Source organism: Sinorhizobium sp. 7-81, assembly GCF_030124405.1.
In the GTDB taxonomy this organism is placed as follows: domain Bacteria; phylum Pseudomonadota; class Alphaproteobacteria; order Rhizobiales; family Rhizobiaceae; genus Sinorhizobium; species Sinorhizobium psoraleae.
Genome location: NZ_JASKLT010000002.1, coordinates 99,080 through 123,964, shown reverse-complemented (window position 1 = coordinate 123,964; position 24,885 = coordinate 99,080). Strand labels below are relative to the sequence as shown.

Genomic DNA, 24,885 nt, shown 5'->3' with positions numbered 1-24,885 from the left:
CGCTTTATTGGGAGAGAGACATGAGCAAGCCTTATACCGGCGGCTGCGCCTGCGGCGCGATCCGCTATGAAATCTCGGCCGAGCCGATCGCGATGAACGACTGCCAGTGCCGCCATTGCCAGAGTACGAGCGGCACCGGGCACGGATCCTATCTGACCTTCCCGAGCAGGGAGGCGGTGAAGCTCGAGGGCGAAGCGACGCATTGGGGCATGGTCAGCGATAGCGGGAACGTGAAGACGCGCGGCTTCTGTCCCGCCTGCGGGTCGCCTGTCTATCTGACCTTCTCGGACACGCCGGACTTCTTCACCATTCACGCCGCAAGCCTCGACGATCCAGGCCGATACGAGCCGCAGATGGTGACGTACACGGTGCGCGGTCATGCCTGGGACCGGCTCGATCCGGCCGTGCAGAAATTCGAGAAGATGCCGCCGGCGTAATCCTCTGCCTCTGAACATGAGGCCTGCGCCTAGATCATTCTAACTGTTTCGTTGAAACGATGAGAATGATCTGGCGCCACGACCTATCTCAGCAGGCCTTGGCCCCCATCGATCCAGATGGGGCTGCCGGTCACGTGCCGCGCGCTATCCGAAACCAGAAAGCGGATGACTTCCGCAACGTCCTCACTGCGGCCGGGCTTGCCGCCGGTAATCGGAACCTGGCCGTCCGGCCACTCGACCGCTATCGCCGTCTCCTCCTCATGGCGCAAACTGGTGTTTTCTTCGATTTCGGTCTCGATCTCTCCCGGGCAGACGGCATTGACGCGAATGTGGTGCTTGGCCAATTCGAGGGCGAGTTGCTGGACGATCGCCACCTGCGCCGCCTTGGTGGCGGTATATGCGGTTGCACCGGGTGTGGTGAACGTCCGCGTACCGTTGATCGATGACACGACGACGATCGAGCCGCCGCCGTTTTCCTTGAGGTAGGGAACCGTCATATGCAGCGTCAGAAAGGTGCCACGCAGATTGACGGCAATGGTCTTGTCCCATTCGAACGGCTTCAAGTCGTCGATCGGTGCCCAAACGCCGTTGATCCCGGCATTTGCGACGACGACATCGAGATGGTCGAATTCGCGCACTAGCGTCTTGACGGCGTTGCGCATCTCAAGCTCATCCGCGATGTCTGCTTCAAGCACCAGCGCTTTGCCGCCAGCGGCAGCGATCTCCGAAGCGCACTTCTCCAGCTTGGAACGGGTACGGCCGAGCACGCCCACCTTCATCCCGTCGGCGGCAAGCGCAAGTGCGGTGGCGCGGCCGATGCCGGACCCCGCGCCCGTGACCAAGGCGACAGACGATCGACCCGGCATGGCCTAGTGCTTCTTCCGGTGGTCGCTGGCGATGGTGGTGCCCGTGACGGAAACCGGGTCACTGGCAGGAAAAGTGTCTTCCAGCCCTTCATCGAGCTGACGCTCCATCTCGCCCGTGTCTTTGGCCGCCCGTGCAGTCCGTGCGGTCTTGATTTTATGCTCCGCGTCGGGGTCGCTCTCCAACGCATCCGTATCCGCACGTGCGAGTTCCATCATGACGGTCTTGGCGCGTTCGACCGCATTCAACCGGTTAAGGCTCCGCGCCGCGTCGTTGCGCATCGAAACCGAAACGATCTCTCCGCCTTCGCCGACGAATTCGACTGTGAAGCCCGAGCGGCCGCCCTGTTCCGGGATGACCTGTGTTCCAACGAGATGCATACGTGACCCTCCTGGCAACTGCATTCGCTACGCAAACGGCCTCGCCGACGTTTGGTTCCAGCGACGCCTTCTGCGTGCTCGCGGCCAGGGCTGTTTTCGTTATTCGCTTTTCTCTGGTTGCCGCTCGACTGCTCGCGATATCTTCTCATGCAGAACGCGATCATCCTCACTTTTGGCATGTTCCTTTAGGATCTCGGTGATCCGCTTGAGTTCACGCTCATCAAGCTCCTCGATGCCGATATACTTGTTCTCCGCCGAGCTCGTCAGGATGAGCTCGTCGAGCTTCGCCTGGATCGCTATGCCATCGCGGATCTGAGAGTTTTGCAGTACGAAAACCATGAGGAAGGTTACGATCGTGGTCCCGGTGTTCACGACCAGCTGCCATGCTTCGGAAAAGCCGAACAGTGGCCCGGTAACGCCCCAGACGACGATCGCGGCCACCGCAAGTGTGAAGGTGACAGGTCGCCCGGAATATTCCGCTATTGCAGTCGAGAATTTGCTGAACGCATTGATCTTCTGAGACATTTGCGACACCCGACCGTCATTCGTTTCCGATAACCCTCCAGCGTGGCAAAGAGTTCCCGAGCTGCTACGCTGGAGCGGAGCGTGTCAAGACCTGGGCATGCAGGATGGTTGCCCGGCTGGTATGCCCGGATCGCGGCCACCGTGGCGTCGCTCGCTGGCAGTTCAGTCGAAGCAACTTCGGCGCTGCTGATCCGGCCAGCCTTCACCTTTCGAGAATTTGCCTGAGCGTCGCGGCATCTTCGAGGAATGCCGCCGGGTCGTCATTTGTCACGAACTCCAGCATGGCAAATCGCCTTCCGGTCCAGCGCGACGCGGGCATTTCGGCCAGGACCGTTCGCCAATAATCGAACGCCGACCTCAGGGGGAAGCGGTTGCGGTCAGCGTCCCAGGCAAAGACATGGACATGTGAAACATGCTCGCCGATCTGGGCGACCTCGGCCAGAGCTTCGCCAAGCGGAAGCCCGGGCCGCGGCTGCCAATAAAGATAGACGTTGTCGTGGGCGATCGCGTCAATCAGGCGCCGCGCCGAGTCGCTTTCATCCGTCAGGGACTGCGGGTGATATTCCAGTGATACGGTGACGCCATGGCGCGCGGCTTCCGCGCCCATGTCACGGATCGCGACCGCCGCCGTGCGTCTTTCACCTTCGCTGTAGTCCTTGGAATCGCGCTGGCGCGTGCCGGGCCAGATGCGGATATTCGAGGCGCCAAGTGCGATCGCACTGTCGAGCGCGCGTCGGAACACGGGAAGGTCGTCGGTCGGCGGCGCAACGTAGGAACCATAGGACGTCGCCAACCCCGCCCTTTCGCAAAGGCGCGCGAGGTTCCGGGCGACCGGTTCGTCCCCGGGAGCGACATGCGCATCGCCTGCCCATTCGATTGCCGCAAGCCCGGCTTGGACGGCCAGCTCCAAGATCCTTTCTGCGGGCATCTTGCGGAACGTGACGGTGCAGAGCGCAGGTTCGAAACCGCTCATGCCATGCGCTCCAGGTCGCCTTTGCGGACTTCGAAAAGCAGTGGCCGACCGTCGATGAACCGGGTGATTTCATCGAGCGCCATTTCGCCGAGGCGCGTACGTTCGAGTCCGATAGCGCCGGCAATGTGCGGGGTCAGGAACACGTTTGGAAGGTCATAGAGCGGCGAGCGGCTTTCCGGCACCTCGGGATGCGTGACATCGATGATCGCATCGATCGTACCCGTCTTCAGCTTGTCGATCAGCGCGGCCTCGTCCACAAGCGCGCCGCGCGCCGTGTTGATAAGGGTTGCGCCGTCCTTCATGAGAGACAACTGCCGGGCGTCGATCATGTGCAGCGTCTCGGGCAGCGACGGCGCGTGCAGCGACACGATGTCCGCGCGCGCCATCAAAGCATCGAGGTCGACCTTCTCGACATTGAGGGCGGAAGCGGCATCCCGGCCGACGAACGGATCATAGAGCAGCACCTGATAATCGAACGGACGAAGAAGCTCGATCACCCGTCTGCCGATCTTCGATGCGCCGACAATCCCGATAGTGCGGCGATAGTTTCCAATAGGCTGCCCCTGCAGGAGATAGGTGCGGGTGCGGTCACGGTCGGCAGCATAGAGATCACGGAACCGAAACACCTGCTTGCCCGCAAAGATGATTGCCGCGAGCGTAAACGCGGCGACCGGCACTGCATTGGCTTCGGCGGCATGGCTGACCGCCACGCCGGCGTCGAAGACGCAATCGTCGATCACACCCTTGATCGTTCCGGCCGCATGCACGACGAAGCGAAGGCGCGGTGCCGCCGCAAGCGCCGCTCTATCGAACAGCGGGGCGCCCCATCCAGTCACGAGGATTTCCGCTTCAGCCAACAGCCGCTTTGCCCGGTCGTCGCCGAACTCCGTCATCGGTTGTTGATCGAGAACACGGGCAAGATCATCGAACCGCAGGAGAAGCTCCGGTGTCAGGACGTATCGCGTCCTTTCGGGCTGCATCGCAAAGGCAATCGCGGGACGCCTCATGGCATTCGTCCCGGTGCGTCCATCGCACTCACGCTGCCGCCCTGCCTTGCGAGGATGCGCAGTTCGTCGATGCCAGGGGCCGCCGGCGGTCTCAACCACTCGCCCGACACGGTAGAGGTGTCGCGAACTGCGATCACCGCGCAGCGCAGGATGGTTTCCCCGGCCGGTATGGTGGCACGCAGTTGCGGCACCAGCGTCTTTGCGGCGATCAGGTTGGTATTTGGCGGAGCCTTCTGAGCCATGCCTTCGCGTATAATAGTCGAGCCGAGGTCGCGGATTCCGCTGAAATCCTCCTCGCCGACGGCAAAAGCCGAGCCCGTTGCCGAGAAAAGCGCGTTCGCCTCAAAATCTCGTCGGGCGATGGCAAAGCCGCCTTCGGCTGTCTCGAGCACCCTTGGGGTCGTGATCCGATGCACACGCACATGCCAGGGCGACGACGGCAGCAGCCAGGTCTCGACGACGACATCAGGCCAGGGCGACCATCTGGAAAAGAGCACGTTACCGGCAAGACGAACCTCGTCATTGCTCTCGCGCACCCGGTAGTGAATGCCATCGTCGCTGAAGGCCAGCATGGAATCGAAAGCGCCGCCGGCAAAACCCCGTTCGTCGCTCTCGACGCTGAAGCCATAGCGCGTCGAATAGGCGAACTTCGCGTATTTCTCCGAACCGAACCGCATCTGCCGGTTTTCCTGGCCCGAGGAGAGCGCCACCACGTCGCCCTTGCAAGGCATCATCATCATGCCCGGGTGACGAAGGTCGACCGTCTCGTCGAGCGGCGCCAGAGGCGTTTCCGGGGTCGCCCAGAATGGATGGTCTTCGCCGACCGCAAGCGGCAGGAAGGCCTTGAACGCCCAATAGGGCGAGCCGGCGGAATTATAGTTTTCCGACATCAGCAGGTTGGGATAGCCGTAGCCGATCGACAGCACGCCGTCACGATGCGTCATCGGCTTGTCCGCCCACCATCTGAGGTGGCGGAGACAAAGCCCCTTGATCTCTCCCCAGGGTAGCGCCTCGAGATCGGCAAAGGCGAGCGCCGACCAGAAGCCGGCGCAGGCGAAACGGTAGGTGAGACTGCGGCCAAAGGGGAGGGTCGCTCCGTCCTCGGCGAACCAGTGACGAAAATCCTGTGCGAAGGCGAGAGCGCGCTCGCGGTAGCGCTTCGCGTAATCGTCGTCGACGAAGCGCGAGTAGATCAGCCCATAGAAGTGCATGGCAAATGGAATGTAGTGGTCGATGCGGCGTACATTACCGTCGCGATACCAGCCATCGGCGATATAGAAGCTTTCGAGTTCGGTCAGATACTGCCTGGTCAGGCTGCGGTCGTATTCGATGCCGAGACGATCCAGAGCGATGTCGACGAATATCCGGAAGAACTTCCAGTTGTTGTCGGCGTAGTCGAACTGGCGGGCATGGATGAGATAGGCGACGAGGTTGTCTTTCGCCCGAGGGCTCAGCGGATCCCACAGTTTTTCCGGCACCAGGACAAGCGCGAAGCCCAGCGCGGCGAGCTCGACCATGCGCTGGTCGCGACCGTTGACCGTGCCCCAGAATTCCGGATGGTCCGGATCGGTGCCGTTGGCGATACCCTCCGCATAGCGGTCCCAATGGGCGAAGTGGCCGCCGCCGGCGCCAAAAGGCGCAAGTCCCCAAAGGGGCCGTGCGAAACCTTCGAGATCAGCCGCGGCGCGGTCGAAATGAGCGGCGGCGGCGTCGAGGCGGACGCGGGCGTTTCCTTCGGAAAAGTATGGCAGCAGCGGATTGAAGAGGTCGATCAGGGCGCGCTGCATGTCACTGCGCGTTGCCAGCGGATTGGAGCCAAGCGGATTGGCACTGGCAGGATCATAGGTCATCAGCGCTGTCCTTCGTCTAGTGTGCCGCCATGTACCGGGATGACCGCGTGGGACACGTGCCGGGCGGGGGCTTCCGGGTGTCGGAAGCGGAAGTGCATCATGCCGACCGCCTCGCGGCCAAGGGCCACGCGATCGACGCGCATCGTCGCCAGACGTGGACTGGACATCTCGGCGCAGGGCAGGTCGTCGAAGCCTACGATGGCAAAATCCTTGGGCACACTGAGGCCGATCTCGGTGACTGCTTCGAGAACACCGACGGCGACAAAGTCGTTCATGCAGAAGGCGGCTGAGAAACCGGGGTCCTCCTTGAGTACGGCGAGTGTCGCCGCATGCGCCTCGACGCTCGCATTGGTCTCGAACGGCAAGCGGATGACACGCGCCTCGCCTCCAACCGAAGCGACTGCCGTTTCGAAACCGAGTATGCGCTCGCGGATCGTCTGCCGATGCGACCCGGTCAGATGGAGGATGCGGCGGTGGCCGGCGACGATGAGCCGCTGCGTTGCGGCATGGGCGCCGAAGAAGTTCGACGGTGAGACGCCTTCGAAGCGCAGTTGAGGGTCGGTGCCGTTGACGAGTATCACGGGCGTGCGGCTTTCCATCAGCCACGCGCTGAGCGCCTCACCGGGGTCGATGCCGACCAGGAACAGCCCTTGCGCGGCGACGGAGTCCATCAGATCCCGGACAGTCTCGGGCGTTGCTTTCGCCTCGCTGATCAGACGGATGTCAAAGGGAATGCCCTTGAGGGCCGCCTCTGAACGCAAGCCCTCGACAATACCCTCGTAGAAAATGCTCAAGACTCCGGTGACGCCATTGCTCGCGATCAGCGCCAAGGTCCCGGGGGACGTCTTCGGGCCGGCCTTCAGGGGATAGCCGAGGTCGCTTGCAACCTTCAGAATCTGCCGGCGGACGTCTTCGCTGATGCCGGGCTCGTTCGCGAGAACGCGCGAGACGGTGGAAACCGAAACTCCGGCGCGGGTGGCGATGTCGGATTGGCGGAATCGTTTTGTGGGCGTGTCATTCATATCGCAAATGTTACGCAAATTACGCAAATTTGCAAGCGAGAAACAATTTCTTGCACGATTTAGATTTTTGCATAATGTTATTGCGGAACTTTGGTCCGCCGGACGCTGGAGGAGGGCGCGAGGCAGGTAACGAGAGGGAGGACTCGCATGCTAATCAATCGACGCACATTCATGCTTGGCGCCGCCGGCGCGACTGCTGGCATTGCGCTCGGCCAGGGTAGCCTCCGGCCGACATTCGCGGCAGAAAACGTCAATCTGCGCGCCATGTGGTGGGGCTCCAACGATCGCTCGAAGCGAACATTGAGCGTCGCCAAGCTCTTCCAGGAGAAGAATCCCGGCGTCACCGTTGTCGGCGAGAGCCTGAGCGGCGACGGCTACTGGACAAAGCTCGCGACGCAGATGGCTGGTCGCTCCATCGCCGACATCTTCCAGCTCGAGCCCAATACGATTTCGGATTACTCGAAGCGCGGCGCCTGCCTCGCCCTCGATCCATTCATCGCTTCGGCGCTGAATGTGAAAGACTTCGGCGATGATGTGCTGAAGCTGACGACCGTGGACGGAAAGCTCTGGGGTATCGGCCTCGGCCTCAATTCCTTTGCATTGTTCTACGACGCGGATGCCTTCGCAAAAGCAGGCATCACCCCTCCCGGGCTTGACACCACCTGGTCGGAATACGCCGACATCGCGGTCGAAATGGCGAAGGCCACCGGCAAGGGCGGCGGGCCTTATGCAGCTCGCTACACCTATGTTTTCGATGCCTGGCTCAGGCAACGCGGCAGCAGTCTTTTCAACGAAAGCGGATTGGGCTTTGGCGTCGAAGAGGCCAAGGAGTGGTATGCCTACTGGGAGGATCTGCGCAAGCGGGGCGGCACCGTGGGCGCCGACATCCAGACGCTCGACCAGAATACCATCGACACCAACTGCCTGGCGCTCGGCTATTCCGCGATCGGCATGGCCTACTCGAACCAGATGATCGGCTACCAGCTCATCATGAAGAGCAAGCTCGGCATCGGCATGCTGCCGCGGGCCGAGAAGGGCGGCCCATCCGGCCACTATTATCGCCCTGCGCTGATCTGGAGCGTCGGCGCCACCACGGAGCATGGCGAAGAAGCCGCCAAGTTCATCAGTTTCTTCGTCAACGACGTCGAGGCCGGCAAGATCCTCGGGGTCGAACGCGGCGTGCCGATGTCGCCGACAGTTCGCGAGGCAATACTGCCACAGCTCAACCCCACGGAAGCGGAAACGGTGAAATACATCAACGCCCTGAAGGACCAGGTCGGCAGCTATCCGCCCCCGGCACCGCTCGGTGCGACGGAGTTCGACCATCGCGTCTTTCGCCCGATTGCCGACGAGCTCGCCTTCGACCGTATATCGATCGCGGATGCTGCAACACGTCTCGTCGAGGAGGGAAAAGCGACCGTCCGCGCCGGCTGAACGCCTGCTCACTGGATCGTTGCGCTCACCGCGGGGGCACAGCTGCGAGTTGGTCGCCGTGGCACCCCCCTCTGCCTCTAATCCCCGGGGCGGGCCTTGACCGTCGCGAGGCGACCGCCCTGGTAAGTGCTGCCTTCCGCGGGTCCGGGCTCACGCCCCTCGATAGCTTGGCGAAAAGGCTCGCTGCTGTCCATCGGCTGCCAGCCGAGGAAATCGGCGTGCGCGTTCGACCACCACGCGTCGCGGTTCGCCGAGGCGCCGTACAGCACCAGGCACCTCCTGCTCCCGTCACCAGCAGTCGCGTCGTCATCCGTCACACCCGTGTCAATGAATTTCCGGTTCGGGCAGCTTATGGGGCGATTGCAGGAAGGTGAAGTCGCAGCCTTCGGGCGCCTGTTGAATATGCTCCGCATGCATTTTCAGAAAGCCTCTCGAATAGTCGCGCTCCGGCGGACGCCATTCGGAAAGCCTGCGCGCGATTTCCGCCGCGTTGACCTCCAGCGTGAGCGTCCGATTGGCGACATCGAGAGCGATGATGTCGCCATTGCGGACGGCCGCCAGCGGCCCGCCGACGTAAGACTCCGGCGCCACATGCAGGATGCAGGCGCCGTAGCTGGTGCCGCTCATGCGGGCGTCGGAAATGCGCACCATGTCGCGCACGCCCTGTTTCAGGAGCTTTTTCGGAATGGGCAGCATTCCCCATTCAGGCATGCCCGGTCCGCCGACGGGGCCGGCATTGCGCAGGATAAGAACCGTGTCGGCGGTGACATCGAGATCCTCGTCGTTCACCGCCTCCATCATCGTGTCGTAGTCGTCGAAGACGAGTGCCGGCCCGCGGTGCTTGAGAAGGGCTGGATCGGCCGCGGCGGGCTTCATGACGCATCCCTGCGGCGCGAGATTTCCCTTGAGGATCGCCGTGCCGCCGCGTGCGGCGACGGGATTCTCAAGCGGGCGGATCACGTCCGGCAGATGAACTTCGATCTCCCGGATCGCCTCGCCGATGCTGCCGATCACGTTGCGCTCTTCGAGATGCAGCAGCGGCTCCAGCTGTTTCCACAGCGCCGGCAGTCCGCCGGCGTAGTAAAAGTCCTCCATCAGGAATTCGCCGGTCGGGCGAATGTTGCAGAGAACCGGGACCTTCTCCGACATGCGATCGAAATCGTCCAAGGTCAGATGAACGCCGCATCGCCGCGCCATCGCAATCAGATGGATCATCGCATTGGTCGAGCCGGCCATAGCCATATGCACGGTCAATGCGTTTTCAAACGCCTTGACCGTCAGCAGATCCGACGGTTTCAGGTCTTCGAAGACCATTTCGACGATGCGCGCGCCCGACAGCGCGGCCATGCGCGAATGGCCGGCATCGGCAGCCGGAATGGCCGAGGCGCCCGGCAGTGAGAGGCCCAGCGTGTCGGCGAGCGCCGTCATCGTCGAGGCGGTACCCATGGTCATGCAGGTTCCGAAAGAACGGGCGATGCCGCGCTCCATGACGCTCCATTCGTGCTCGGTGATGCGCCCGGCTTCTTTCTCCGCCCAGTATTTCCAGACGTCGGAGCCAGAGCCAAGGGCCTGGCCGCGATAGGTACCGCGCAGCATCGGTCCTGCCGGCAGGAAGATCGTCGGAAGGTCGACCTGGATCGCCCCCATGATCGTCGCTGGCGTGGTCTTGTCGCAGCCCGCAAGCAGCACGACGCCATCGACGGGATGCGAGCGAATGAGCTCCTCCACTTCCATCGCGAGGAAGTTGCGGTAGAGCATCGTCGTCGGTTTTACGTAGGTTTCGGCCAGCGACATTGCCGGCAGCTCGATCGGAAACCCGCCCGCCTGCCAGACGCCGCGCTTTACCTCCTCGGCCCGTGCGCGCAGATGCGTGTGGCACGGATTGATGTCGCTCCAGGTATTGATGATCGCGATGACCGGCTTGTTCGCGAGCTCCGCATGATCATAGCCCATCTGGTAAAGCCGGGACCTGTGGCCGAAGGAGCGCAGGTCCTTTACGCCGAACCAGCGAAAGCTTCGAAATTCCTCGGGCTTCTTGCGCCTGGTCATCGGTCACCTCCTTTGCATTCCCGGGCGGGTCGGCTAGATTGCACCTGTTCGGAAAATTGACAGGCGAAAGCAAACCCTTGAACGACGTGATGTTGAAACTGAAACCGGCGCGGCGTGAGCGGCTTGCCGATGTCCTTTACGGCCAAATCCTCGAGCAGATCGCGAGCGGCCAGATGGCCGAGGGAGCGAAGCTGCCGTCCGAAGCGCGGATCTGCCGCGACTTCCAGGTTTCCCGGCCGGTCGTGCGCGAGGCGCTGATGCGGCTGCAGGCGGACGGCCTCGTCGTTTCGCGCCAGGGCATCGGGACCTTCGTCAAGTCGCGCCCGTCCAACAAGCTGACCGATTTCGCGGCCTCGGCGGAAATCGCGAGCTATCTCAGGGCCTTCGAGCCGCGGTTGGCACTCGAAACGGAGTGCGCGGGACTGGCCGCGATGCGCCGCACCAAGGCCCAGCTCAACCAGATCGGTGACGCGCTGTCGGCGCTGGAGGGCGCTTTTGCACGCGGCGAGACGGGTTGGGAGGAGGACTTCGCTTTCCATCTTGCGGTCGCCGCGGCGGCGGGCAACGAGCTTTTCCCGCGCCTCCTGGAGGAGCTCGGCGACATTCTGCGGGGCTCGATGCGCATGGCGCTCAGCCTGACGCGGCAAGGCTCGGAAGACCGGCGGCGACGCGTTCTCGAAGAGCACCGCAAGATATTCATGGCGATTTCCGGTCAGAACAGCGAGCTCGCACGTCTCTACATGCGCTATCACCTGACGGAATCGCGGGCCCGCATCACGGGATCCCACGGGGACCTCTAGAGCGATACCCCGTGTGATCGGATCGTTACGGCAACTGTCGGCGTTCGCGCGTCGCAGCCTCCCAGAGCCACGGCGAACTGCACCCCCCCTGCCGCACATCTCCCCCACAAGGGGGGAGAACGGCAAGGTGCGGGCTCCCCATTCCCTCTCGTCGGCAGAGCCAACTTCGCGGCGTGAAATGGCCGTGGTGGAATACGGTGCCTCCTCGATCTCCCCTATTGACACCCGTGTCCCCGATCGTCGCGACTGCAATCTGATCGGATGCCGCTCCAAGGCCAGTCGTCGAAAAGCGCGGCGCCTTGCCCGCACGATCTCCGCCACCACGTCATGCGCCCGTCGATAACGGCTGGGCGTCGCGAGCGGCGGCATCGCTCTTCGCCTTCAGCTTGCGTGCGGCCGAGGCAATGGCATCGAGCTTTTCGGCGCTGTCGAGATTCGACAGAAATTCGCCGATCGGGCCGGTGTCGCAGACGTCCGCGAGTCTCACCGCTTCGTGCAGGACGCGGATCGGCGAGTGCGCGTCGCGCAGGTCCTCAAGCGGCAGGAAACTTTCGCGAATGGCCCGTGCCGCGGCGAATTGGCCGGATTGGCAGGCCTTCAGGATCGCTGTCGACAAATGCGGTGCGATGCACACCGAGCCGGAGGTGAAGGCGGAGAGGCCCATCTCGACGTGGTCGATCGCCGGGCGTTCGCCGATGCCGCTGACGATACGCTCGCCCGAGCCGACGGCGTCGAGGAGACCGGAAAGATAGGCATCGCTTTTCGGGTCGGGCCGCACGACGGCATATTTCAAGGCGGAGATTGCTCCGTCGCGGAAGAGACGCGCGACATCGCCGGTATCGAGGAAGCCGTCATTCTTGATATAGGCGATCAGCGGTCTGCCGGCGGCATCCGCCAGCTTGGCGAATCCCGACGCCAAGCCCGCCGAAGTCGCGGGGAAGGCGAGCGGGAGGACCATGGCTGTCGGAAAGTTCCGTCCGCGCAGGATCGTCGCCTGATCCATCGCCTTGCCGAAGTCGGCGCCGATCGATGGGATCATCCAGCCGTCACGCGGTGCGATGTCCTCGAGCATGTCCAGAAGGCTGCCGAACTCCATGACGCCGAAGTTGTAGAGGTTGGCGTTGCCGCCGTAGAGATAGGTGGTCACCCCTCCCGAGAGCAGCCAATCGACTTGCCTGCGATTTTCCGCCTTGCTCGGTTCGCCATTCAACTGACGTGCCAGCGGCGGCACGGAAAGGACCGAAGATCTGAGGCCGGCCACATCTACGGGAGTCGTTTTCATGGAAATCTCCTTGTCAAGTCTCTTGTATTTTTAATTTACAAGTTGAGCAAGGGCAATAGCAAATGTTAGAGAAAGGGCAGCCGATAAATGCTTGAAAACGCGCGATTGCGACGGATACTCTTTGTCTCTTCAGTCGAGGCTTTCAAACGATGGTGCTAAACATGTCTTTCGACCTGACATTCGAGTGCGTGCTCGATTTGCGCTTCTCGGTGGCCGAGAGCCCGGTTTACGACGACCGTCGAAACTGCTTGTTTTTCGTCGATATCGGCAAAAGCTGCATCCATCGTGCCGATCTTTCCGGGTCGAGCCATGAGGTGTGGACCCTCGAACACGGAGCATGCAGCATCGGGCTTGCGCATTCCGGGCGCCTCGTGCTCGCGCAACGGGACCGCTTGGTGCTGTTCGATCCCGAGAGCGGCACGATCGCGAAAGGAGATCGCCTCGATCGAGGCCGCAAGGCCGGACACACGCCTGAACGACGGCAAGGTCGGTCCGGACCGCGCGTTCTGGGTAGGAACGATGCACGAGGCGGCCGACCGGCAGCCGGTTGCTTCCCTCTATCGCGTTTTGTCGAAGGGTGCGGTGGAGCGAAAGGTCGGTGACGTCATCTGTTCCAATGGTCTCGCCTGGAACGCGGATGGCTCCGTCCTTTTTCATTCGGACTCGCGCGGGCCCTGGATCGACCGCTGGCAGTTCGATTCCAAAACGGGGGCGATCTCCGGGCGTCGGCGGCTGGCCGTCCTCGACGAGGCGAGCGGCCGTCCAGACGGAGCAGCGACCGATGTGGCGGGAAATTACTGGAGCGCCGGCGTCTCGGCGGGCGTCCTCAATCGCTTCGCGCCCGAAGGTCGGCTCATCCAGGCCCATCCTTTCCCGGTGCCGGCGCCAACCATGCCCTGCTTTGCCGGGCCGGACTTGAAGACACTCTTCGTCGCGTCGCTGCGTCCGGTGGGGGCCGATGAGCAAGGTCGGGCCGGCGGGATTTTCGCCGCCCGGAGTCCCGTAGCCGGCGCGGCGGTGCACCGTTTCGACGACCGCGCTTTCTGAGGCCCGTCTCCGTTGGTACCCGTTTCGCCTGGGGTCTGCCCGACCTAAGTATTCGCCTGATCGCGGCAACCTTGGCCATGTTGATTCATGGCCGCTTCGAGCGTGCGAAAAGTTTGGCTGAAGATTTGCGGCCAGTTTCCGGAACCATCGTGCTCGCAACTCCTTCTTTCATCGTAGTCTTGAACGCACGAGGGCAGTTCGCGAGGCCCTGAAGAATGGAGCGTTACCATATAGCTCTTGGACTATTCGGGCTGGTAGTGTTGCTGACGGCCTGGATTCCCATGGCCTTTCGTCGGCTGCCGCTGTCGCTCCCCATCTTTTGCATCGCTATCGGCATGCTGGTCGGACAGACCATCTTCAACCCGATCGCCCAGCTGGCCTCCTTCGACAGCCGGCTTGTCATAGAGCGTGTAACCGAGTTCACCGTCATCGTCGCGCTGATGGGTGCGGGCCTGAAGATTGACCGCCGGGTCGGCCTGCGCAGCTGGGCCCTCACATGGCGACTTCTCGGAATCGCAATGCCGTTGGGGATCGCCATGATGGCTGTCGGTGCCTCTTGGATGCTCGGGCTCGGGGCCGCTTCGGCCATTCTGCTTGCGGCTACGCTTGCCCCGACTGATCCGGTGCTCGCCAGCGACGTTCAAGTCGGGCCGCCCCAGACTGGCAAGGAGGACGAGGTCCGCTTTGCACTCACATCCGAAGCCGGTTTGAACGATGGGCTCAGCTTCCCTTTCGTCTATTTGGCGATCGCAATTGCACTCTCGGCCGAGGAACCGGACTGGTTCTCCCGCTGGCTTCTCTTCGATGTGCTGTGGCGACCCTTCGCCGGTATTGCCGTGGGCTGGCTCGTCGGCAAGGTGCTCGGCTATGCCACGTTCCGCTTCCCGAAACAGGCCGCGCTCGTGCGCACCGGCGACGGCTTTGTCGCCCTGGGGATCACTTGTCTCGCCTACAGCCTCACAGAGCTCATGCATGGCTATGGATTCGTGGCCGTCTTCGTCGCGGCGCTTTCCTTCCGCACCGTCGAGCGGCACCACGAATTTCACAAGGAGCTTCACGATTTCTCGGAGCAGATCGAAAGGCTGCTGATGATGGTGCTTCTCGTGTGCTTCGGAGCGGCCGTCAGTGTCGGGCAGCTCATTGGCAACGTTGATTGGCGACTGGTCGCATTCGCGCTGTTCGTGATATTGATTGTTCGGCCGGCTTCCGGGTGGCTAAGCCTTCCCTCGGTCCTGCCGAAGGGAGAGAGAGCCGCAGTCGCCGTGTTTGGAATCCGTGGTGTCGGCTCAATCTATTATCTTGCATTTGCAACGGGGATGGCGACCTTCGAAGACGTGGGCCTGCTCTGGTCTGCCGTCGCCCTGATCGTCCTTGCTTCCATTGTCATGCATGGGCTGACTGTCACGCCAGCGATGCGCTGGCTCGACAGGCGGCGCAGAATTATAGGAGACGCCCACGCGGATTAAGCCGACCCGTGTCCCGCATGGGGCAACGATGCTGCAATGACGGTCGCGATCGCCAACGATGGTTTCTACATTGCCTTGCCGTCGGTGCCGAAGACGTGACAGCGCGAAGGATCGAAGTGGACGGCCAGATTGGTGCCGCGCTCCACTTTCTGCTGGCCATCCAGGGCGACAGTGAGCTGCTGCTGGTCCGGGGTGATACCGTAAAGCATCGTTTCGCCGCCGAGGTTCTCCACGAGTTCGACGTTGATTGGAGCGAGGGTGATGCCGTCCTCGCGCGCGGAAAGATGTTCCGGTCGAATGCCGAAGGTGACGTCCTGTCCCGCTGTAGCGCCGTCCAGACGTCGGGGCAGCCGGATCGTACCGCCGCATACCTCGATTGCCGTTTCCGCTTCGCCGACCGCAGCGATGCGCGCCTTGAGAAAGTTCATTTTCGGGCTGCCGATGAAGCCGGCGACGAAGCGGTTGACGGGATTGTTGTAGAGATCGAGCGGCGCGCCCACCTGCTCGATGCGGCCCGCGTTCAGGACGACGATCTTGTCGGCCATGGTCATGGCCTCCACCTGATCGTGGGTCACATAGATCATCGTGTTGCCGAGGTCGCGATGAAGCCGCGAGATTTCGACGCGCATCTGCACCCGGAGTTCCGCATCGAGGTTGGAAAGCGGCTCGTCGAACAGGAAGATGCGCGGCTCCCGCACGATCGCCCGGCCGATCGCCACGCGCTGACGCTGACCGCCGGAAAGCGCCTTCGGCTTGCGATCGAGCAGTTTTTCGATCTGCAGGATTTCTGCCGCGCGGCGCACCTTTGGCTCGATTTCCGCCTTCTTGTAGCCTGCCGTTTCAAGGCCGAAGGCGAGATTCTTATAGACGGACATGTGCGGATAAAGCGCATAGGACTGGAACACCATGGCGATGCCGCGCTTGGCCGGTGCTACTTCGTTCATCCGGTCGCTATCGAGCATCAGAGTGCCGCCGGTGATCTCCTCCAGACCGGCGATCATGCGCAGGAGGGTCGACTTGCCGCAGCCGGACGGGCCGACGAAGACAGCGAACTCGCCGGGATCGATGGTCAGGTCGATGCCGTGGATCACATCGAGCGCGCCGTAGCGCTTCTCGACCTTCTGAAGAACGACGCTGGTTGCCATTTCGAATTCCTCCCTGCGGCCTTTGCCGTTACCTCGTGTTCGCGCGCCAGTTGGCATATTTCGGACTCTCCGGTCCGACCGGAAGCGTTATCTCTCGGCCCGTATCGGCGGACTGATAGATCGCCGTCACCAGTTCCAACGCCTGCCGTGCATCCGTGGTGGTGACTGGAAGCGGTCCGTTGCCGCTGAGATAGGCGTGGAAATGGGCCATCTGCGTCGTGAAGCGCGGCGAAACCGGCTGCCAGTTGCCGATCACCTCGTCGATCTCAGCCTGAACAGTCTCGTTGGCGGCGATGATTTTCCAGGGATCCTTGCCCGGCGCATAGGGTTCATGGCTGCTTTCGAACGTGACGTTCTCGAAATGCAGGCGGAGGCGGCTGATCTGCTCCTGCGAGCCGAGCGTACAGGAGAGCGACACGAAGGCGCCGTTCTGCATGAGCAGGCTCGCCGAGGCGCAGTCCTCGACCTCGATATCGTTGACGCGCGTTGCGACGCGCCCGAACACGCTTGCGACCGGACCAAGGAGGTGAAGCATCATGTCATGCAGGTGCAGAGCATGGGTCACCAGCACCCCGCCGAGTTCCGTCTCCCATTTGCCGCGCCAGGGAACGGAGTAATATTCCGGCGTGCGCAGCCAGAAGGTTTCGACCGAACCCACATAGGGCCTGCCGGCGATGCCGGCGTCGATGATGCGCTTCGCTTTCTCGATGCCATCGCCGTAGCGATACTGGAAGATTGGCATCAGCACGCCCTTGGCCTGCTTCTCCGCTTCCATGATCCTGTCGACACCCTTGAGCGAACCCGTCAGAGGCTTCTCGCAGACGACATGCTTGCCCGAGGCGAGGGCGTCGAGCACCTGTTCGAGGTGGATGCCCGGTGGGGTGCAGATATCGATGATGTCGATGCTGTCGTCGGCAAGCAAATCCTTGAACGAGGTCGTTCGCTTTTCAATGCCGAACTCGTTGCCAACCTCGTTCAACCGTTCCACGTTGAGGTCGCAGAGCGCCGTAACCCGAAACTTGTCCGGGTGCGGCAGGTAACCTTCGACGATGTGCGACCGCCCGATCCCGCAGCCGATGATGGCGACTGTCTTGATGCTCATCTCAATTCTTTTCCCAATTGCGTTCGGCGATCGCTTGCGCCGAAAGGGCAAGCTCCATGGCCTTGAAACAGCGTTCCTGCGGCATCGCGGTTTCAGTTCTGTCGCGAATATCGGCAAGGAATTGGCGACCGAACGGCAGCTCGACAGCCGAGCAATCGATGTGCTCGACGCCGTCGCGGTCAGCCAGGAACAGGTGATGGCCGCCCTCGCGACCGGCGAGATCGACCGTCTTGCGCACCTCGATCGTGCCGGTCGTGCCGATGATGAAGAGTCGGCCGTCGCCCCAGGTCGGCATGCCGTCGGGCGTCAGCCAGTTCACATGGATCATGCCGGTGGCTCGCTCCGTCGAAAGATGGGTGCTGCCCGTATCCTGCAGCTCCGGCTTGTCGGGGACGCTCCTGTTGTTGACGCTTGCCGACAAAATGGTCGCATCGCTGGCGCCGGTGAAGAACAGGAACTGTTCGCACTGGTGCGAGGCGATGTCGGTCAAGATGCCGCCGTAGTCCGCGCGGCGGAAAAACCAGTCCGGGCGGCTTTCCCTGCGCAGGCGATGCGGGCCGAGGCCCACCAGGTGCACGACCTCGCCTATGGCGCCGGCGGCGACCAGTTCTCCTGCCTTCACCGTTGCCGGGCTCTCGAAATGCTCGGAATAAAGGATCGAAAAGATCCGCCCCGTTTCGGCCTGGACCCGGCGTACCTTGGCGAGTTGGTCCAGGCTCGTCATGCCCGGTTTGTCGACGAGTACATCCTTGCCGTGGCGCATGGCGCGGATCGCCAGCTCCGCCCGCTCGGCCGAGATCGCGGCGGATGTGATGAGGCCTATGTTCTCGTCTTCAAGGATCTGCTCGAGCGTCGCGATGCGCGGCACGTCCTTGTAGATGCCTGTGAATTCCGCGGCCAGCGCATCGTTCTTCTCATGGAAACCGACGAGGCGGGCGCCGGCTCTGACGAGGCAATTGACCTGGCCGTAGATGTGGTTGTGGTTGAGCCCGACGGCGGCGAAACGCAATTCGTCCATGTGTAAACTCCAACTCCCTCGATCAGCGTTTCATGCCGGTAGTGGCGATGCCTTCGATCAGAAGGCGCTGGAAGAACAGGAAGAAGAAGAACACCGGCACGAGCGACAGCGTCGACATGGCGAAGAGCCCGCCCCAATCCGAAGTGCTGCTCGAGTCGACGAAGGTCCGGAGGCCCAGCTGGATCGTGTAGGTGTTCATGTCGTTCAGGTAGATCAGCGGTCCGAAGAAATCGTCCCAGGTCCAGATGAAGGAAAAGATCGCGGCCGTCGCCAGCACCGGCAGGGAGAGCGGCAGCATGATCTTCCAGTAGATGCGCCAGGGACCGCAGCCGTCCATCATCGCCGCCTCATCGAGTTCGCGCGGGATGCCGCGGAAGAACTGGACCATCAGGAAGATGAAGAAGGCGTCGCTGGCCAGGAATTTCGGCACCACGAGCGGCAGGAAGGTGTTCACCCAGCCGAGATTGAGGAAGAGCACGTATTGGGGAATGAGCGTCACGTGATAGGGGATCATCAGCGTCCCCAGCATGATCGCGAACCAGAAATTGCGCCCGGCGAAGCGAAGCCGCGCGAAGGCGTAGGCAGCGAGTGAACAGGCGACGACGTTGCCGATCACCGTCAGCACGGACACGACGAGTGAATTCCAGAAGAAGCGGCCAAAGCTGATGTCGAGGCCGAACCAGCCGCGCAGATACGAGGCGAAATCGATCGACGACGGCCAGAGCGAGGTCGAGGCGAAGATCTCGTCCTCCGGCCGCACCGACGCGGACATCATCCACAGGAGCGGATAGAGCATCGCGATCGACGCGGCGATCAGGCCGGCGTGGACAAGGACCGACCCCAGTGGGCCGCGGCGGCCGAGCGGTGCCGATGACGGAGCGGTTACGGAGCTCATGATCGCGTCAGTCATCGTAGTGCACCCAGTAGCGAGAGGTCAGGAAGGAAAAGGCGGTGAAGAGCGCGATGATCAGCACCAGGATCCAGGCCAAGGCCGAGGCATAGCCCATGCGGAAATTGCCGAAGGCTTCCTGGTAGAGATAGAGCGTATAGAAGAGCGTCGAGTTGATGGGTCCGCCGGTGCCGCCGGAAATGATGAAGGCCGGGGTGAAGGCCTTGAAGGCATCGATCGTTTGAACCACCGCATTGAAGAAGATGACCGGGGTGAGCAGCGGCAGTGTGATCTTGTAGAACTGCCGGAACTTCGACGCGCCGTCGAGGCTTGCGGCCTCATACATATCGGTCGGAATCTGGCGAAGACCGGCAAGGAAGATGATCATCGGCGAGCCGAATTGCCAGACGCTCAAGACGACGAGCGTCCAGATCGAATAATTCGGATGCGAAATCCAGCTCGGGCCCTCGATGCCGAACTGGGCAAGCAGGCTGTTGATGAGGCCGTCGCCGGCAAAGAGTTGCCGCCAGAGCACGGCGATCGCGACGCTGCCGCCAAGCAGCGAGGGCAAATAAAAGATCGCGCGATAGACGGTGAGCCCCCTGACGCCGCGATCGAGAAGGATGGCGACGAGCAGCGCGAAGGCGAGCTTGAAGGGAACCGAAAGCACGACATAGAGGAAAGTCACCTGCATCGCGGCGGCGAATTTCGGATCGGCCGTCGCGATACGGACGTAGTTGGCGGTTCCGACCCATTCCGGCGCGCGGATCAGGTCGAAGCTGGTGAAGGAGAGATAGAGCGAGGCAACGGCAGGCCCGAGCGTCAGGCCGAAGAAGCCGATGAGCCACGGCAACAGGAACATGTAGCCGGCACCGTGCTTCGTCCAAAGGCTGGCCCAACGGCCCTGTGCGGCGGGGCGCGCCTGAGCGCCCCCACCGATCGCGACAGCGGAATCCTGCACGGCCGCCATCTCCTCAACCTCGCGACAGGATCTGTGTGACCTCGTTCACCAGCGTCTCGCCGCCCTGCTTTGCGTCGAGTTGGCCGAAGGCCACCTGCTCGGCGACGCTGCGCAGAGCCAGCTCCGCCTCGCCGGCACCCGACGGCGGCGGCGGCGGCAGATCGCCGGCGAGCGCTCCGAGCCCCGAGACATAGTCGAGTGCTGCCCGCCCGAGGTCATCGAGCGATGGGGCGAGCGCCTCGCGCACGGAGGCCGATTCGGGCACGCCGCGTTCGACGCCGAGGATCTTGGCGGCTTCCGGATCCTTGACGAAGAAGTTTACATATTTGGCGCCGAGTTCCGGATCGCTGCTCTTGGCCGATACCGAGAAGAACATCGATGGCTTGCGGTAATGGCCGCCCTTGGCATCCTTGCTGATCAGCGCATGGCTCCTGAGCACGATCTTGTCTTTGTTGATCGCCTGATAGCCGACGAGCTGGTTGGAATGGGCGTAGGATGTCGCCGCCTTTCCGAGCGACAAGGGACTCGTCTCGATATTGAACTGGTCGAGTGCCTGAATATCCGCCGGCACGCACGCCTTGTCCTCGCGCATCTTCTGCCACATGGCAAACCATTCGGCCCCGTCGTTCGCATCATAGGCGATCTTGCCATCCGCGGTGAAGAGAGCCTTGCCGCGCTGGCGAAGCCAGTTCTCGAGGAGTGGCTCGACGCCGCTGCCGTCGGAGAGGCCGTAATAGCCCTTGCGCTTGCCGGCCTTAGTGATCTCGATACCCATGCGGGCGAGGTCGTCCCAGGTGGTCGACGGCGTCGGCAAGTCGACGCCGGCTTCCTCGAAGGCGACCGTGTTGACCATCATCGCCGTCGAATTGGCGCCGAGGCTAATGCCGTAGAGCTTGCCGTCGACACTGCCCCCCTTGATCTGCACCTGGTCGAAATCCTCGACCTTCAGCACCGAGCCGAGATAGCTGTCGAGCGGCGCAAGCGCGCCGCGCCGGGCATATTCGACGATGTAGCGGTAATCCATCTGGATGACGTCGGGCGCGTTGCCCCCCGCCACTTGCGTCGCCAGGCGCGGCCAGTAGTCGCTCCAGCCGAGGAATTCGCCGTTGATCGCGACCCCCGGATTGGCTGCCTTGAAAAGCTCGCTGACCTTGTTGGTGCGGTCGGCGCGGGTCTGCGATCCCCACCAGAGGAGGCGCAGCCGCGCCTCCTGCGAGAACGCGCGGGGTGCCAGCGCGGAATATGAAAGAAGTGCCGCTCCTCCTGCAAGCACACTGCGTCTGCTGATGCGATGCGTCATTTGTTCCTCCTCCCTCGGGAGCGCCTCCACAACGCTCCGTCTCACAGTCGTCTTGTCGAGACCTCTTGCAATAAATAACTAATTGGTTACAAACTAGGGGCAAGCAAAGATCGTGTCAAGCAGTTGTGTGAAATGCTGTCATTATCTTGTAAATTATCTTTACGACGTCGCATCGACCGCCGCCGAAGGCAAGAGGTGCTGGAGGTGATGTAATGGAGAAGGCGCAAGCGGGCGCGAGAGGCAGAAGCGGAAACGGCGAGCGCGCTGAGCGCTCCGCGCAGCGCGATCCCGAGCGGACGCGCGCATCCATTCTTGCTGCCGCCACCAAGGAATTCGCGGAAAACGGCATGGGCGGGGCGCGAGTCGATGCCATAGCCGAGCGAGCCGGTATCAACAAACGCATGCTCTATCATTACTTCGGCGACAAGGAGCAGCTCTACCTCGCGGTCCTGGAAGAGGCCTATATCGGTATAAGAACGGCTGAGAAATCCATCAATCTCAGTGACTTGGAGCCGGAGGAGGGCATCGCCGAGCTGGCGATGTTCACATGGAGGTACTTCCTTGAGCATCCGGAGTTCCTGAGTCTGCTCGGTACGGAGAACCTTCATCGCGCCCGCTGGCTGCGTCAATCGACGCGGCTCAAGGAGCTGCATTCGCAACTCATGGGGAAGCTCTCCGAGCTGCTCGACCGGGGCAGGGCAAAGGGCATTTTCCGGGAGGATGTCGACCCGTTGCACCTCTATCTGACGATGGCCGCGCTCGGTTATTTCTACCTCTCGAACCAGTACACGCGGTCGACGATCTTCGGCCGTGATCTCGCTGAACGGGGCAGTCTCGAGGGCTGGGAGCGTCACATCGTTCATGTGACTTTGGCTTCAATCCGACGCTGAATCTCTAACATGTCGTTTTTTTTGTTGACAGGCGTGCTTTATCTCTGCCACAAAGTAACTGATTAGTTACTGGCTTGGGAGGGCTGGTCCGCTCCCACGAGGCCTGGCAGGGAGGAGACCGCATGCCACGTTTGGGGATTATTTTACACGGCGTCACCGGCCGGATGGGCTACAACCAGCATCTGGTGCGCTCGATACTGGCCATTCGAGATCAGGGCGGGATCACGCTCAAGTCCGGCGAACGACTGGAGATCGATCCGATCATCGTCGGCCGCAACCGCGACAAGATCGAGCAACTGGCCAAGCGCCATAACATCGCTCGCTGGTCGACCGATCTCGATGCGGCACTTGCCGATCCTAACGATCAGATATTTTTCGACGCCGGCACGACGCTGATGCGCGCCGAGCTCATCGGCAGGGCGCTCGATGCCGGCAAGCATGTCTATTGTGAGAAGCCGATTTCCGATGATCTCAGCATAGCCGTCAAGCTTGCCCGCAAGGCGCGCGCCTCCGGCCTCAAGCACGGCGTCGTGCAGGACAAGCTGTTCCTGCCCGGGCTGCGCAAGCTGGCGCTGCTCAGGGACTCGGGCTTCTTCGGAAAGATCCTCTCGGTGCGCGGCGAATTCGGTTACTGGGTCTTTGAAGGCGATTGGGGCGTGCCTGCCCAGCGCCCCTCGTGGAATTACCGCAAGGGCGACGGCGGCGGCATCATCCTCGATATGCTCTGCCATTGGCGCTACGTGCTGGACAATCTCTTCGGCGAAGTGCGCTCTGTCTCCTGCCTCGGCGCCACCCACATTCCAAGCCGCGTCGACGAGCAGGGCCGGACCTATGACTGCGATACGGACGATGCGGCCTATGCGACCTTCGAGCTCGATGGCGGCATCGTCGCGCAGATCAATTCCTCCTGGACCGTGCGAGTACGCCGCGACGATCTCGTGACCTTCCAGGTCGATGGGACGCGCGGCTCGGCCGTCGCCGGACTGACGAAATGCTGGACGCAACACCGGGTCAATACGCCGAAGCCGGTCTGGAACCCGGATCAGCCGCAGACCATCGATTTCTACAAGACATGGGACGAGGTGCCGGACACGCAGGTGTTCGATAATGGCTTCAAGGCGCAATGGGAAATGTTCCTTCGCCACGTCGCCGAAGACGGTCCCTGGCCCTACGGACTGGAGGCCGGCGCCAAGGGTGTGCAGCTTGCAGAACTGGGGCTGAAATCCTGGGCCGAGCGCCGCTGGCTCGATGTACCGGCACTGGAGTTTTGAGCGATGACCACCATCGATCTTCCCCTTGAAGGCAGGCTTGCGCGTTATGATTTGGTCGGCCGGCCGGTTCCTTTGCAAAAGCGTGCGCCGGCCGATTTCCCGAGAGTTGCCTTTGCCGCGGCGCATGTCGTCGCCGACCCGCTTGCCGACAATGATCCATGGCTGACGCCGGCGATCGATTGGGAGCGGACGCTCGCCTTCCGGCACCGCCTTTGGGATCTCGGGCTCGGTGTCGCCGAAGCAATGGATACGGCCCAGCGCGGCATGGGACTCGGCTGGCCCGAAGCGCGCGAACTCATCCGCCGTGCGCTAGCCGAGGCGCGCGGGCGCTCCGGCGCGCTGATCGCCTGCGGTGCCGGTACCGACCATCTTGCGCCCGGCCCGGATGTCTCGATTGACGATATTCTCAAGGCCTATGAGAGCCAGATCGAAGCGATCGAGGCAGAAAACGGTCGGATCATCCTGATGGCGAGCCGGGCGCTCGCGGCAGCGGCGAAAGGACCGGAAGACTATATCCGCGTGTACGACCGCATCCTTTCGCAGGTGAAGCAGCCGGTGATCATCCATTGGCTGGGCGAAATGTTCGACCCGGCGCTCGAAGGTTATTGGGGCGATGCCGACCATCTGGCGGCGATGAAAACATGCCTCGAGGTCATCGACGCGCACGCCTCCAAGGTCGACGGCATCAAGATATCGCTGCTGTCGAAGGAAAAAGAAATCGCGATGCGGCGCCGGCTGCCGAAGGGCGTGCGCATGTATACCGGCGACGACTTCAACTACGCCGAGCTGATCGCCGGCGACGAGGAGGGGCATTCGGACGCGCTGCTCGGCATCTTCGATGCTATCGCGCCGGTAGCTTCTGCCGCGCTTCAGGCGCTCGGCGAGGGGCGGAATGGCGAATTCTTCGAATTGCTGGAGCCAACCGTGCCGCTGTCGCGCCATATCTTCAAGGCGCCGACGCGCTTCTACAAGACCGGCGTCGTCTTCCTCGCCTATCTGAATGGACTGCAGGATCATTTCGTAATGATCGTTGGGCAACAGAGCGCGCGCTCGCTTACCCATTTTGCCGAACTCTTCCGCCTGGCGGACAGGGCGGGCGCTCTTGCCGATCCGGAACTGGCGGTCTCGCGCATGCGGCGCGTCCTCGCTGTCCACGGCATCGACTGAGGCCGC

22 protein-coding genes and 2 pseudogenes are annotated in these 24,885 nt (G+C 62.3%); 8 read left to right on the top strand and 16 right to left on the bottom strand.

All coding sequences use genetic code 11. The features are described from left to right. Positions 1-20: 20 nt before the first annotated feature. Positions 21-437 carry a GFA family protein gene (locus QN224_RS07845; protein WP_283976197.1) on the top strand — a complete coding sequence of 139 codons (417 nt, stop codon included), beginning with the start codon at positions 21-23 and terminating at the stop codon, positions 435-437. Between the two features lie 83 nt (positions 438-520). Here the strand turns inward: QN224_RS07845 and QN224_RS07840 are convergent, their stop codons facing one another. The 7 genes from QN224_RS07840 to QN224_RS07810 all read right to left on the bottom strand — a co-directional run bounded on the left by QN224_RS07840 (position 521) and on the right by QN224_RS07810 (position 7,058). Further along, positions 521-1,303 (bottom strand): SDR family NAD(P)-dependent oxidoreductase, encoded by a 783-nt coding sequence (locus QN224_RS07840; RefSeq protein WP_283976196.1) that lies wholly within the window; start codon positions 1,301-1,303, stop codon positions 521-523. 3 nt (positions 1,304-1,306) lie between these two features. Beyond that, entirely contained in the window at positions 1,307-1,681 is a 375-nt protein-coding gene (locus tag QN224_RS07835; RefSeq protein ID WP_173511643.1) for a hypothetical protein, read from the bottom strand. Between the two features lie 99 nt (positions 1,682-1,780). Continuing rightward, positions 1,781-2,206: a low affinity iron permease family protein gene (locus QN224_RS07830; RefSeq protein WP_283976195.1), complete on the bottom strand. Its 426-nt coding sequence runs from the start codon at positions 2,204-2,206 to the stop codon at positions 1,781-1,783. Between the two features lie 202 nt (positions 2,207-2,408). Further along, the gene (locus tag QN224_RS07825) at positions 2,409-3,179 is read right to left on the bottom strand and encodes a sugar phosphate isomerase/epimerase (protein WP_283976194.1); all 771 of its coding nucleotides are present in this window, start codon (positions 3,177-3,179) and stop codon (positions 2,409-2,411) included. Further along, a complete protein-coding gene (locus tag QN224_RS07820) occupies positions 3,176-4,186 on the bottom strand; it encodes a hydroxyacid dehydrogenase (RefSeq protein WP_283976193.1) in 1,011 nt (336 codons plus the stop codon). Before QN224_RS07820 ends, QN224_RS07825 begins: the two co-directional genes overlap by 4 nt. Continuing rightward, entirely contained in the window at positions 4,183-6,036 is a 1,854-nt protein-coding gene (locus tag QN224_RS07815; protein WP_283976192.1) for a DUF2264 domain-containing protein, read from the bottom strand. The genes QN224_RS07820 and QN224_RS07815 overlap by 4 nt, the downstream gene beginning before the upstream one ends. Beyond that, the gene (locus tag QN224_RS07810) at positions 6,036-7,058 is read right to left on the bottom strand and encodes a LacI family DNA-binding transcriptional regulator (protein WP_283976191.1); all 1,023 of its coding nucleotides are present in this window, start codon (positions 7,056-7,058) and stop codon (positions 6,036-6,038) included. The genes QN224_RS07815 and QN224_RS07810 overlap by 1 nt, the downstream gene beginning before the upstream one ends. Positions 7,059-7,205: 147 nt before the next feature. Here QN224_RS07810 and QN224_RS07805 point away from each other — a divergent pair, with 147 nt between their 5' ends. Further along, the gene (locus tag QN224_RS07805; protein ID WP_283976190.1) at positions 7,206-8,492 is read left to right on the top strand and encodes an ABC transporter substrate-binding protein; all 1,287 of its coding nucleotides are present in this window, start codon (positions 7,206-7,208) and stop codon (positions 8,490-8,492) included. 77 nt (positions 8,493-8,569) lie between these two features. On the opposite strand, the pseudogene QN224_RS07800 reads toward QN224_RS07805, so the two are convergent. Together QN224_RS07800 and araD are read right to left on the bottom strand one after the other, a co-directional pair. Further along, positions 8,570-8,764 (bottom strand): annotated as a pseudogene (locus tag QN224_RS07800) (NAD(P)-dependent oxidoreductase); the annotation flags it as partial. A 52-nt stretch (positions 8,765-8,816) separates the two neighbouring features. Continuing rightward, entirely contained in the window at positions 8,817-10,541 is a 1,725-nt protein-coding gene (gene araD, locus QN224_RS07795) for an L-arabinonate dehydratase (RefSeq protein ID WP_283976188.1), read from the bottom strand. A gap of 77 nt (positions 10,542-10,618) precedes the next feature. Here araD and QN224_RS07790 point away from each other — a divergent pair, with 77 nt between their 5' ends. Continuing rightward, positions 10,619-11,341 carry a FadR/GntR family transcriptional regulator gene (locus QN224_RS07790; protein WP_283976187.1) on the top strand — a complete coding sequence of 241 codons (723 nt, stop codon included), beginning with the start codon at positions 10,619-10,621 and terminating at the stop codon, positions 11,339-11,341. A gap of 325 nt (positions 11,342-11,666) precedes the next feature. Here QN224_RS07790 and QN224_RS07785 read toward each other — a convergent pair whose 3' ends face one another. Further along, positions 11,667-12,623 carry a dihydrodipicolinate synthase family protein gene (locus QN224_RS07785; RefSeq protein WP_283976186.1) on the bottom strand — a complete coding sequence of 319 codons (957 nt, stop codon included), beginning with the start codon at positions 12,621-12,623 and terminating at the stop codon, positions 11,667-11,669. A gap of 161 nt (positions 12,624-12,784) precedes the next feature. Here QN224_RS07785 and QN224_RS07780 point away from each other — a divergent pair. Together QN224_RS07780 and QN224_RS07775 are read left to right on the top strand one after the other, a co-directional pair. After that, positions 12,785-13,670: pseudogene (locus QN224_RS07780) on the top strand (SMP-30/gluconolactonase/LRE family protein). Between the two features lie 215 nt (positions 13,671-13,885). Beyond that, on the top strand, positions 13,886-15,136 hold the full coding sequence (locus tag QN224_RS07775) for a sodium:proton antiporter (RefSeq protein WP_283976185.1): 1,251 nt from the start codon (positions 13,886-13,888) through the stop codon (positions 15,134-15,136). 65 nt (positions 15,137-15,201) lie between these two features. On the opposite strand, the gene QN224_RS07770 is transcribed toward QN224_RS07775, so the two are convergent. Genes QN224_RS07770 through QN224_RS07745 form a run of 6 tightly spaced genes read right to left on the bottom strand, consistent with a single transcriptional unit; the run spans position 15,202 to position 21,551 of the window. Next, positions 15,202-16,281, bottom strand: coding sequence for a sn-glycerol-3-phosphate ABC transporter ATP-binding protein UgpC (locus tag QN224_RS07770; protein WP_283976184.1), 1,080 nt, complete (start codon positions 16,279-16,281; stop codon positions 15,202-15,204). 28 nt (positions 16,282-16,309) lie between these two features. Then, entirely contained in the window at positions 16,310-17,383 is a 1,074-nt protein-coding gene (locus QN224_RS07765; protein ID WP_283976183.1) for a Gfo/Idh/MocA family oxidoreductase, read from the bottom strand. A 1-nt stretch (position 17,384) separates the two neighbouring features. Then, on the bottom strand, positions 17,385-18,401 hold the full coding sequence (locus QN224_RS07760; RefSeq protein WP_283976182.1) for a Gfo/Idh/MocA family oxidoreductase: 1,017 nt from the start codon (positions 18,399-18,401) through the stop codon (positions 17,385-17,387). Between the two features lie 22 nt (positions 18,402-18,423). Beyond that, positions 18,424-19,311, bottom strand: coding sequence for a carbohydrate ABC transporter permease (locus QN224_RS07755; protein ID WP_173511629.1), 888 nt, complete (start codon positions 19,309-19,311; stop codon positions 18,424-18,426). Next, the gene (locus QN224_RS07750; RefSeq protein ID WP_173511628.1) at positions 19,304-20,260 is read right to left on the bottom strand and encodes a carbohydrate ABC transporter permease; all 957 of its coding nucleotides are present in this window, start codon (positions 20,258-20,260) and stop codon (positions 19,304-19,306) included. Before QN224_RS07750 ends, QN224_RS07755 begins: the two co-directional genes overlap by 8 nt. A 4-nt stretch (positions 20,261-20,264) precedes the next feature. Further along, a complete protein-coding gene (locus QN224_RS07745; RefSeq protein WP_283976181.1) occupies positions 20,265-21,551 on the bottom strand; it encodes an ABC transporter substrate-binding protein in 1,287 nt (428 codons plus the stop codon). 212 nt (positions 21,552-21,763) lie between these two features. Between QN224_RS07745 and QN224_RS07740 the strand changes: the two genes are divergently transcribed. The 3 genes from QN224_RS07740 to QN224_RS07730 all read left to right on the top strand — a co-directional run bounded on the left by QN224_RS07740 (position 21,764) and on the right by QN224_RS07730 (position 24,879). Continuing rightward, the gene (locus QN224_RS07740; protein WP_283976180.1) at positions 21,764-22,441 is read left to right on the top strand and encodes a TetR/AcrR family transcriptional regulator; all 678 of its coding nucleotides are present in this window, start codon (positions 21,764-21,766) and stop codon (positions 22,439-22,441) included. A gap of 122 nt (positions 22,442-22,563) precedes the next feature. Continuing rightward, entirely contained in the window at positions 22,564-23,712 is a 1,149-nt protein-coding gene (locus QN224_RS07735; protein WP_283976179.1) for a Gfo/Idh/MocA family oxidoreductase, read from the top strand. A gap of 3 nt (positions 23,713-23,715) precedes the next feature. After that, positions 23,716-24,879 carry a dihydrodipicolinate synthase family protein gene (locus tag QN224_RS07730; protein ID WP_283976178.1) on the top strand — a complete coding sequence of 388 codons (1,164 nt, stop codon included), beginning with the start codon at positions 23,716-23,718 and terminating at the stop codon, positions 24,877-24,879. The last annotated feature ends 6 nt before the right edge of the window (positions 24,880-24,885 follow it).